This window comes from Helicobacter zhangjianzhongii (assembly GCF_030249855.1).
Classification (GTDB): Bacteria; Campylobacterota; Campylobacteria; order Campylobacterales; family Helicobacteraceae; genus Helicobacter_B; species Helicobacter_B zhangjianzhongii.
This window is the reverse complement of record NZ_JANURN010000017.1, coordinates 1-9,991: the sequence shown is the minus strand read 5'-3', so window position 1 is coordinate 9,991 and position 9,991 is coordinate 1. Positions and strand designations below refer to the sequence as shown.

Annotated in this window: 11 protein-coding genes; 6 read left to right on the top strand and 5 right to left on the bottom strand. The window is 43.5% G+C overall.

Features of this window, described 5'->3' with window-relative positions:
* Positions 1-155: 155 nt before the first annotated feature.
* Positions 156-479: a hypothetical protein gene (locus NYG90_RS10395; RefSeq protein WP_115011891.1), complete on the top strand. Its 324-nt coding sequence runs from the start codon at positions 156-158 to the stop codon at positions 477-479.
* Between the two features lie 114 nt (positions 480-593).
* Complete coding sequence (locus tag NYG90_RS10390) at positions 594-1,790, top strand: HNH endonuclease (RefSeq protein ID WP_285265035.1); 1,197 nt, start codon at positions 594-596, stop codon at positions 1,788-1,790.
* On the opposite strand, the gene NYG90_RS10385 is transcribed toward NYG90_RS10390, so the two are convergent.
* Genes NYG90_RS10385 through rpsO form a run of 3 tightly spaced genes read right to left on the bottom strand, consistent with a single transcriptional unit; the run spans position 1,775 to position 3,868 of the window.
* Positions 1,775-2,473, bottom strand: coding sequence for a DNA-methyltransferase (locus NYG90_RS10385; protein ID WP_285257742.1), 699 nt, complete (start codon positions 2,471-2,473; stop codon positions 1,775-1,777). The genes NYG90_RS10390 and NYG90_RS10385 overlap by 16 nt on opposite strands.
* Entirely contained in the window at positions 2,470-3,534 is a 1,065-nt protein-coding gene (locus NYG90_RS10380; RefSeq protein ID WP_285257741.1) for a DNA cytosine methyltransferase, read from the bottom strand. The genes NYG90_RS10385 and NYG90_RS10380 overlap by 4 nt, the downstream gene beginning before the upstream one ends.
* 58 nt (positions 3,535-3,592) lie before the next feature.
* Positions 3,593-3,868, bottom strand: a complete 276-nt coding sequence (rpsO, locus tag NYG90_RS10375; protein ID WP_285257740.1) for a 30S ribosomal protein S15 — start codon at positions 3,866-3,868, stop codon at positions 3,593-3,595.
* 186 nt (positions 3,869-4,054) lie between these two features.
* On the opposite strand from rpsO, the gene flhA reads away from it, so the two are divergent.
* From flhA to NYG90_RS10355, 4 genes are read left to right on the top strand one after another with little or no spacing between them, the layout of a single operon-like run.
* Positions 4,055-6,259: a flagellar biosynthesis protein FlhA gene (flhA, locus tag NYG90_RS10370; RefSeq protein WP_115011888.1), complete on the top strand. Its 2,205-nt coding sequence runs from the start codon at positions 4,055-4,057 to the stop codon at positions 6,257-6,259.
* 44 nt (positions 6,260-6,303) lie between these two features.
* Positions 6,304-7,449 (top strand): DHH family phosphoesterase, encoded by a 1,146-nt coding sequence (locus tag NYG90_RS10365; RefSeq protein ID WP_285257739.1) that lies wholly within the window; start codon positions 6,304-6,306, stop codon positions 7,447-7,449.
* A gap of 9 nt (positions 7,450-7,458) precedes the next feature.
* A complete protein-coding gene (locus tag NYG90_RS10360; protein WP_115011886.1) occupies positions 7,459-7,749 on the top strand; it encodes a hypothetical protein in 291 nt (96 codons plus the stop codon).
* Positions 7,743-8,462: an NYN domain-containing protein gene (locus NYG90_RS10355; RefSeq protein ID WP_285257738.1), complete on the top strand. Its 720-nt coding sequence runs from the start codon at positions 7,743-7,745 to the stop codon at positions 8,460-8,462. The genes NYG90_RS10360 and NYG90_RS10355 overlap by 7 nt, the downstream gene beginning before the upstream one ends.
* 25 nt (positions 8,463-8,487) lie before the next feature.
* Here the strand turns inward: NYG90_RS10355 and NYG90_RS10350 are convergent, their stop codons facing one another.
* Positions 8,488-9,567 (bottom strand): DUF455 family protein, encoded by a 1,080-nt coding sequence (locus NYG90_RS10350; protein ID WP_285257737.1) that lies wholly within the window; start codon positions 9,565-9,567, stop codon positions 8,488-8,490.
* A gap of 33 nt (positions 9,568-9,600) precedes the next feature.
* A complete protein-coding gene (locus tag NYG90_RS10345; RefSeq protein ID WP_285257736.1) occupies positions 9,601-9,858 on the bottom strand; it encodes a hypothetical protein in 258 nt (85 codons plus the stop codon).
* Positions 9,859-9,991 lie beyond the last annotated feature (133 nt).

Genomic DNA, 9,991 nt, shown 5'->3' with positions numbered 1-9,991 from the left:
GGGCTACTTGACAGAGAAGCTTATCCAAGCAGCAGCAGCACAGACTATCCCAATCTATTGGGGCGATCCCTTAGCGACTAAGGCATTATCTACGGGGGGGGGGGGTAAATGCAAAGGCGTTTATCAACGCCCATAGCTTCCCTACCCTAGAATCCTTGATCGCGCATATTGCAGAAATAGAAGCAGATGAAAAAAAGCAGCTTGCGATACTACAAGAGCCGCTGTTTTTGGACTCTAATCATATCGAGCTTTTTGAACGCCAGCTTGAGCAATTTCTGCTCTCTATTGTAAGCCAGCCTTATGAGAAGAGCTTCAGGAGGGGGAGAGTGATGTGGCAATATTTTGTCGAGCAGCGATATAAACGCGCGATGTATTTGCTAGCCTTAGAAGATCGTATCAAAGCCCCTTATCGCAAATGCCGCGCATTGCTACATACACTAAAGGCAAAATACCTGCCCAAAAGAAAAGGCAAAAGATAGGGGAGATATAATTATTTATATATAAAAAATTGAAAATTATAGTTTTCATAACTAAATTATAATTTTCAATTTTTTAGATTTTGATATTTATGGAATATTGGCTAGGGAGATAAAATGCGTGTATCACAATTTTTGGATTCTAGTATCGCGCCATTTGATTTGGGTGCATTTTTTAGTCGCTATGTCATCAAAGATAATAGTATTGTGAGTGTTTCTAGCTATAGACATCACAAAGAAAACTATGTCAGCAATGATGAGTATAATGAAAGTTTGGATAAGTATGAACGCATTCTTAATGCTTGTAGTTACCATAATCTTTGGTATAGAAAAACTTCTACAAATTTTGTAATAACACTAGAAAATGATCTTGGGCTTAATAATGAGCAGTTTTTCACACGCTTATTGCAGAAAATTTTTCTTGCACCATTTTTTATGGATAAGGATTTGAGTGAAAACAAAAAGATGTTTTTGCGTGGGTTTTTTGAGACAAGGGGAAGTATTGATACTTCGCTTAGCTTTTTAACACTAGATTATTTTTATAACTCATCTTTAGAGCTAAAACGCATTCGATATTTGATTGATAATTTTAATATCCCAGCACAAACTATAAATGTGAATTTTAGAGAATTGCAAAAACAATATACTGAAAATATCAATAAAAGAAATGCACAATTTCGCATAAATTTATATTGGTATTTACGCCATATTGGGTTAATAAATCCATACAAAGCCCTAAAAGCAAGCAGAGCGTATAATTTAAATTATAAACTAGATAATGGTGTCTATTATTTTGCTTGTGAGGAGCCAAGCTTTACTCAAAACTCCTTTGAAGAACGCATAGCACATTATCTACATACAATTTATGATAAGCATTTATCGCCTTATGAGATTGAGAAAATACGCAAGGATTTAGCATTTGAAAAGGAAAATGATAGAGAATCTTTTAGCAGAGATGGACAGATTGTAAAAATATTTAAATATTCAAGCGATGATATTTGTGCGGCTTGCAATGCTTACTATGATATAAAAGATAGAAGCTTTTTAACAAAAATGGGGCGGTATTACACAGAGATTCATCACTGCATATCTGTGGGGAGTGATAAGCAATTAGATGTGCTAGAAAATCTCACAAAGCTTTGCCCTGTGTGCCACAGAGCATTAAAGAAGGGTGCAAGTAGTGAAAGCTATCAAAAACAACTTATAAACAATATTTTTACAAATAATCCACAGAATCTAGAATTTGCTTCTATCATTTTTGCAAGCGATGATAGAGGATTTTTAATCGATAAAGTGTATCAATCTTTATTGTAGGATTCTAGTCGCTTTTGTGCCATAGTGAAAAACTTCTTATCTCTTTCTATGCCGATAAACTCTCGCCCTAGCTCTAGGCAGGCAGCCCCCGTGCTGCCACTGCCCATAAATGGATCAAGCACGATTTCATTTGGATTTGTGTGGATTTGTATAAGATCTTTCATAAGCTTTAAGCTTTTTTGCGTGGGGTGTCCTAACTTTTCCTTGCCGCTTACAAGAGAATGTGTAAAAATCGATCGCAAATATGGCGCATCGCTAGGCTTGTTAAACACCCATTTTGCCCCACTTTTTACCGCCCATACGGCAAACTCCAAATCCTGCACATAACGCCTTGTTATATTGCGTGGCATAGGATTTGACTTCTGCCATATCAAAATATCTTTTACAAGCATATTTGAGCTCTCTAATGCTTGAGCGATAAGGCTGATAAAACGATAGGAGCAAAAGACTATCATCGAGCCATTTTTGTCTAAAATCTCCGCATATTGCGGGATCCACGATACAAGATCAAAGCCCTTGTCCCACACGCCAAAATCCACGCCCTGCCGTCTCTGTCTCATAGATGGAAAATTATTGGGCTTAGAGATATTGTAGGGCGGATCAGTGATGATGTGATGCACCCTTAGCTTATTTTCTCGCATTTGCGCGATCAATGCGTAAGAGTCCGCATTATATAGCTTCATATAAGCTCGCTTGCGATGTGATCTGCTAATGCCTTTGCAAGCAGTGGTGGCACGGCATTGCCTATTTGCTTGCACACTTGCGTTTTTTTACCTAAGAATATAAAGCTATCACTAAAGCTTTGGATCCTAGCTGCCTCTCGTGGCGTGATGGAGCGGTGTAAAAAGGGGTGAGAGTTTGTGCCATTGCTTGGGGTGTCAAATCTTGTATCAATGGTCGGGCTTATTTCATTCCATTTTAGTCGCCCCCAAGTTGTGCTGAATTTTTGCTTGCCGTGCAAGGTTTTAGGCAGGCACTCCTTGCCCTTTTCTTGTGGGATCATTTCTAGCTTTTTTATGGCGATTTGAGAGTGATTGCTTGCCTTATGGTATTGCAGAAACTCGCCTTTTAGCATTGCTTGATACGCACTTTGTGGTTGGTTTTTATAAGAGCTTATAATCTCTCCTTGATTGCTCTGCAAATATGCTAAATCACTTATAGCATCTTTGACACATACTTGCACTTCGCTTGTCGCTGGGAATCCTAAGTGCTGCCTTTTATGCGCGATGAAAAACGCCCTTTCTCTATTTTGCGGCACGCCATAATCTTTAGCGTTTAAAATAGCAGAATCCACTTTATAGCCTAGATTTTGTATGTGCTTTTCTATCTCATTTTTGAAATATCCATTTGCAGTGCTAAAAATACTTTTGACATTTTCTATGATAAATAGTTCAGGCTGCAGCTGCCCAACAATGTCTAAATACTCTAAAAATAAAAAATTTCTAGGATCTTGTAGCCCAAGCTTCTTGCCCTTAAGGCTAAACCCTTGACAAGGAGGACCTCCTATGATCGTATTGATTTTAAGTCTTTTTGCTTGTTGTATAAGCGTGTTTTTTATCTTTATGTCAGTAATATCACCACAGATTGCTTGTGCTTTTGGAAAATTATGTGAAAAAGTATCGATAGCAGCTTGCTCAAAATCTAGGGCAAGCAGTGTTGTAAAATGTGGATTCTGGTCGATCCCATAGCTAAACCCCCCTGCCCCACAAAACAAATCCAAGACTCTAAAGCGTGCTTTACCCACTCTCGCAGCTCCATAGTATAAAAGTGGATTCTAGGTGCCAGCCCAAGCCGCTAGAATCCTAGAAGCGGTCTTTGATATTGAGAGCGGCGATGAGCTTGGTATAAGCTTCGTATTTGGTGCGTTTAAGGTATTTGAGTAGGTGTTTCCTCCTGCTTACAAGCTTAAGTAGCCCTAGCCTGCTGGAGTGGTCTTTAGGGTTTGCTTTCAAGTGTGCTGTAAGCGTGGAGATTCTCTCGCTAAGGAGTGCGATCTGCACTTCTGGGGAGCCTGTGTCTTTTGTATCACGGGCAAAGCCTGTGATGATTTCTTGTTTTTTCGCCGTATCTAAAGCCATAATGACCTCCTGATTGGTAGTTAAAATAAAGCCGCGATTGTATAAAACAGAATCTAAAAATAAGGTTAAATTCTGTCTTTGGCAGCCTCCTTAAAGTCCGCCCTACTGCCACAAGCACTAAAAGCTACTTTTTACCAAAATCTCGCTAGAATCCGCGCCTACAACACATCACATACAAGGCATTATATGGCGTCTAAGGGGCAAACAGCACTACAAAAGCTTATCGCTTTTGCACAGACAATGCTGCGTAGCAAAGATTTGACCGTTGTGGCGTTTTTGCTCTGTATTCTTGTGATTATCATCGTGCCGCTGCCCCCGATAATCTTAGACTTTTTGCTCACTATCTCCATTATGCTATCAATCCTTATCATTTTTATCGCGCTGTATATTACTAAGCCCACGGATTTTTCCGCCTTCCCTACCCTACTGCTGATTGTTACGCTATTTCGCCTAGCTCTCAATGTCGCTACTACGCGTATGATTCTCACTGAAGGCTACCGCGGACCTAGTGCTGTGAGTGATATTATCACCGCCTTTGGGGAATTCACCATTAGCGGCAACTATGTCATAGGGGTGATTATCTTTAGCATTTTGGTGCTAGTAAATCTGCTTGTCGTTACCAACGGCTCTACGCGCGTTACAGAAGTGCGCGCACGCTTCGCGCTTGATGCGATGCCCGGCAAGCAGATGGCAATTGATGCGGATTTTAATAGCGGACTCATCGATGAGAAAGAAGCCAAGCTCCGCCGCGCCGCTCTCTCGCAAGAGGCGGATTTCTATGGCTCGATGGACGGGGCGAGTAAGTTTGTCAAAGGTGATGCGATCGCTTCTATCATCATTACTATCATCAATATCGTGGGTGGATTTTTGATCGGTATGTTTGAGTATGATATGGGCTTTGGGCAAGCAGCGCAAACTTTCACGATCCTAACCATAGGCGATGGGCTTGTGGGGCAGATCCCTGCTCTTATCATCGCCACTGCCACAGGTATTGTCGCCACACGCACTGCCGCGCAAGAAAATGCCAAAGAATCCTTCGCGCAAAATCTCGTCTCCCAGCTCACCTCCCAGTCCAAAACGCTAGTCATTGTGGGCTTGATCCTCCTGCTTTTTGCCTCAATCCCGGGACTGCCTACTTTCTCACTGCTCTTTGTGGGCGCGCTTTTGCTCTTTGTCGCGTGGCTACTCTCTAGAGAAGATGAAAAAAGCCTGCTTTCTATCTTGCTTGATTGGGTGAATAAGAAATTTAACACAAACTTCAGCCTAGAGACACAAGCCACACCAGCAGAGCCTGATCTCTCCCCTGCCCCCAAAGCTGAAAAGACACAAGAAGAAATCCGCAAAGAAGAGGAGCAAAATCTCAAAGACGCGCTTAAGGTGGATTTCTTGGAACTTGAGCTTGGGTTTGAGCTTATAGGGCTAGCGGATCAAAAGCAAGGAGGCTTGCTGATAGAGCGCGTGCGATCAATGCGCAAGAAAATCGCGCATGATTATGGATTTTTAATGCCTCAAATTAGAATCCGCGATAATCTTATGCTCCCTTCACCCAACTATGAAGTCAAGCTAAAGGGCGTGGTGATTGGCGAGGGTATGGTAATGCCCACCAAATTCCTAGCCCTTGATACAGGCGTTGTAGGTAGCAAAATTGAGGGGGTAGAAGTGCAGGAGCCGGCATTTGGTATGAATGCCGTGTGGATTGATGCAAAGGATAAAGAAGATGCCATTATCGCAGGATATACGGTGTTTGATCCATCTTCTGTGATTTCTACGCATATTAGCGAGCTTGTAACGCGCAATGCACAGGAGTTCATCACGCGCGATGAAGTCAATGACATACTAAGCAGAATGAGTGATGACTACCCTGCCCTAATCGAAGAAGCACGCAAGATCTCTTCCATTGTCCGTATGGTGCTACAAGCCTTGCTAGCAGAGCGCGTGCCTATCCGCGATATGCTTACAATCCTTGAAACTACAATCGATAAGCACGCTATGGGTATGGAGCTTGATGTGATTATCGAAGGTGTGCGCACCAAGCTTGCTAGGGTCATCACCCAGACTTTTGCGGATTCTGATGGGGTGCTGAAGTTTATAGGATTTACCCCGCTTGATGAAGAGTATCTTAAAGCACGGATTAAAAATGACCCTGATTACGGGCAAGTCCTAGCTCTAACCGCCGCAGAATCCGAGAAATTTACCCTAGGGCTGAAAAACGCCATAGAAGCGATGAAAGAGAAAAATATCTATGGTGTCATCGCTACTGATGTGAAGCTACGGCGCGTTATGGTGAAAGAAGTGCGCGATCTTAAAGCGCGGATTCCGGTTGTGAGCTATGCAGAAATTGACCCTAATGCAAAATATGAGCAAGTAGGCATAATCTCGCCAAACTTCTAATGGCAGACAAGCCAAAGGATATAAGATATAAGAAGGATTAGATTATGAAAGTGTTTCATCTCTCACATATTGATCTTGATGGCTATGGGGCGCAGTTTATCACACGCTACTTTTTTGATGATATAGAGTTTTATAACGCCAATTATGGCAGGGAGGTTATGGCGCGTTTGCAGAGTATTTTCACGCGCCTTGATACGCATTTTGCCTTTGAGGAGAGATTCCGCACCAAAACACACCAAAGCTTTTTGATCCTTATCACAGATCTTAATCTCACCTTAAGTGAAGCAAAATATGTCTATGAGCGGGTCAATGCCTACAAACTCCAGCAAAAAGATGTATCCCTACTCTTGCTTGATCACCACATTAGCGGCGAGGAATGTGCGAAAATGTTTGATTGGTATCATTTGGATTCTACTCAATGCGCGACAAAAATCACCTTTGAAACCTTGCAGCAACTCTACCCAAAGCCCCTAGAATCCACTAGGAAATTTGAAGCCCCCCTAGAATCCACTTTTGATACTTTGCTTAAAAAAGTGGATTCTAGCCACATCGCCCCGCTTGCGGATATGGTGGAGATGATAAACTCTGTGGATATTTGGCGTGAAGATGGCTATGGATTTGAGTTTGGCAAGGTGGCGTTGGGGCTTATTGCCGGGAGCAATGAGCTTAATCGCTTTATGTTTGACAAAGCCCATAGAATCTACAAATTCAATCTCCTTGAAGCCGCTAGGTCGTATCTAGGGAGAGAGAAAGGCGCGGTGGAGTTTGATAATGCGATATTTGTGCTGAAAAAATGCGCCCTTGAAGGCGACCCAGATAATGAGACAATGGACCATATCACAAGCACAAAGCAAGCCGCGCTACTTGGCACGCTCAAAGAGCAATGCAGCGTGCATTACCGCGATAAGGTAGGGTTTTTAAGCTACTCTATGGGGGGCATTAGCGTGCTTGCTAATCTTTTCTTACGCCAGAATCCAGAATTTGACTTTTATATGGACATTAACGCTAGGGGCAATGTCTCACTGCGTGCGAATGGGAATTGCGATGTATGTGCGCTTAGCAAGGAGCTTTTCAATGGTGGTGGGCATAAAAATGCCTCTGGAGGCAAAATGGAGGGCTTTAGAGAGAGCTTTTTCTACGATGATATAAAAGCACAGATACAACGCCTAATCACCGATAAAACCAACTAAGGAGAGACTATGAGCAAACACCGCGCAGAATCTAAAAGTGCAAATGTGGATTCTACTGATGAAAATGATTTAGAGCTTTTTGATATGCTGTGTGTCGCGCTGCATTTTGCCGGGCTTAAACGCTCTGCACTCAAGCAGATCCTGCAAGCATATAGCGATGAGCTTGATAGCTTTGATGATGAAGCTCCATATGGGCAAGAAGAGATAATCGCCATTATCCACACACTGCAAGCAAAATACCCAGAGGCATTCCACCACAAAGCTCAAGAGCGCATAGACAAGGGAGAGAAGCAATGCTAGAATCCAGCGGCGCGAAAAAAATCGCGCTTTTTATTGATTGTGAGAATATCAGCTACAAGCTGTGCGATGAGATTATGAAGCGGCTTGATGAAGTGGGCGAAGTATGTATCAAAAAGGCGTATGGCGACTGGCGCAAGGATATGCTAGGACCTTGGGCAGAGGTGCTGCTGCAATACTCCATCGAGCCTATACAGATCCTAACAGGCGCAAGAGACTCTACCCACAAAGCCAAAAATGCTAGCGACATACGGCTGACCATTGATGTGATGCACACACTCTATCAACGCTCTATGGACTGCTTCGCGCTTGCTACAAGCGATAGTGATTTTGCCTCTTTGGCGCAAGAGATCCGCAGGTGGGCTGTCCCGGCGATCGGCTTTGGGAGCTATAAGGCAAGAGAGGAGCTAAAGCAGGCTTTTAGCAGCTATGATGAGCTAGACACACCCATCACCCTTGCTAACAACAAAGCCCTAATCAAGCTCCTACGCAGAGCCATAGAAGACACGCAAGACGCCCAGTCCTTTGCCTTTGTCTCGACCATTGGCAATTGGATCAAGCAGCACTACTACAAAAGCGCGTCTTCCTATGGCAAAGAAAGCTGGGGCGATGTCTTTAAGCAAATCTGCCAAGAAGACAATAGCGAGTTTGAAATACACTACCAAGGCGAGCGTAAAAACATTATGAAAGTGCGTATTAAGCGGTTTTCCCACTAAGCGCGTTTGGGATTGTAGCTACTAGCTAGGCTCTAGCGTGCTTGGCACATAGCTCATAGAGCCGCCCTAGCTTTTCTATCTCCTTTTGGCTAAAGCCACATTGCAGGCGGGCTTGTGTGTTGGGGATTTTGCCACAGAGGATAAAATCTGCAAATCGCACACACAAAGCCAAAAACACCCCCTCGCTATCAAAGCTAGAATCCAGCCTAGAATCCAGCTCCTGCCACGCTGGGTGGGGCAAGTCTTGCTGCATAAGTTGTAGCACATCTTGTAGCGCGTTTGTGGCTTGTGGATTTGCGTGTGTGGATCTCGCACTTTGCGCGCTCTCTAGGGCAAATCTCCACCACACATCTCCCCTGCTTACATGCCCTATCTCATCGCGCAGTATTATGCCTAGCACTTCTTGTATTTTACTGCGTATAGGGTGCTTTAGGGTGCTAAATTTCTGCAGGACAAAGGGGTTTGCATCAAGCCCGCGAGCTTCTAGCCCCCTATGCACCACGCCCATACGATACAAAAGACTCGTATTTGTGCAAAGCATCGCATCATACAACTGACTATGCACGGCAAAATCCCCATACCCTGCCCCAAGCTCATTAAGCAAGCCTTCCAGCAAGAAAAAATGCCCAAACTCCTCCCCTGCCACCCTAAGCCAATCGATGTAATACTCCCTAGGCAAATAGCGGAAGCGATATGCAGAGTCTAAAGAGAGCGTAATAGCACTATATTCTATATGAGCTATTGCGTGCAGGGCTTTGGCGAGTCCATTGTGAGAGTCTAGCTTGGCTTTTTTGATATGGTGTGCGGGCTTTATGGGGGCGTTTATGTGCGGGGCGATATACTTTAGAGGCGTGCTATGCTCAATGGCAAGCCTATGTGAGTAAAAATCATCACACAAATCCAAAAACGCCCTATGCTTTTGTGCTATATCAGTGGTGCATAGCACTTGCTCTAGCGCGGTGAAAAATTCTTGCATATTTGTCCTTATGTTGCCTTGCCCTACCCTTTGGCATAAGAATAGATCCGTATTATACGCTAGATTGGCTTTTTGCAGTGATTTAGCTTTGCTAAAGATCGGCACGCCTAAAGCAGTGCTGGCTCTCAAACCTACTGCTTGCTTTACACCCTTGGCTTGTTCTCAAAGAGCTACACTGCGTTTGTCATTTTGAGCCGTAGGCGAAAAATGTCGTTGCAAGCCTTGCTGTAAGACAAGCGTAGCAGAGCAAGCGAAGCGATGTTTCTTAGAAAATCCTAGAATCCTAAAGCAAGAATCCACAAACAACACACAATCCCAGCAAACAAACTCCACAAGAATCGTCATCGCGAGCAAGCGCGGTAGCGATTGCGCGGCGATCCATAATTTTGCGTTAGCAAAATAACCTTTACTAGAATCCACTTTTTGAAAAGTGGATTCTGGTGTGAAAGCTCTCTCTACGATTCAGTCTCCCTTAACGCAAAAAGCTTACTCTGTTTTATCCGCAAAAAGAAAACAAGGGACACCGCTCGGCGCAAGCCGATGTTTCTTTAGA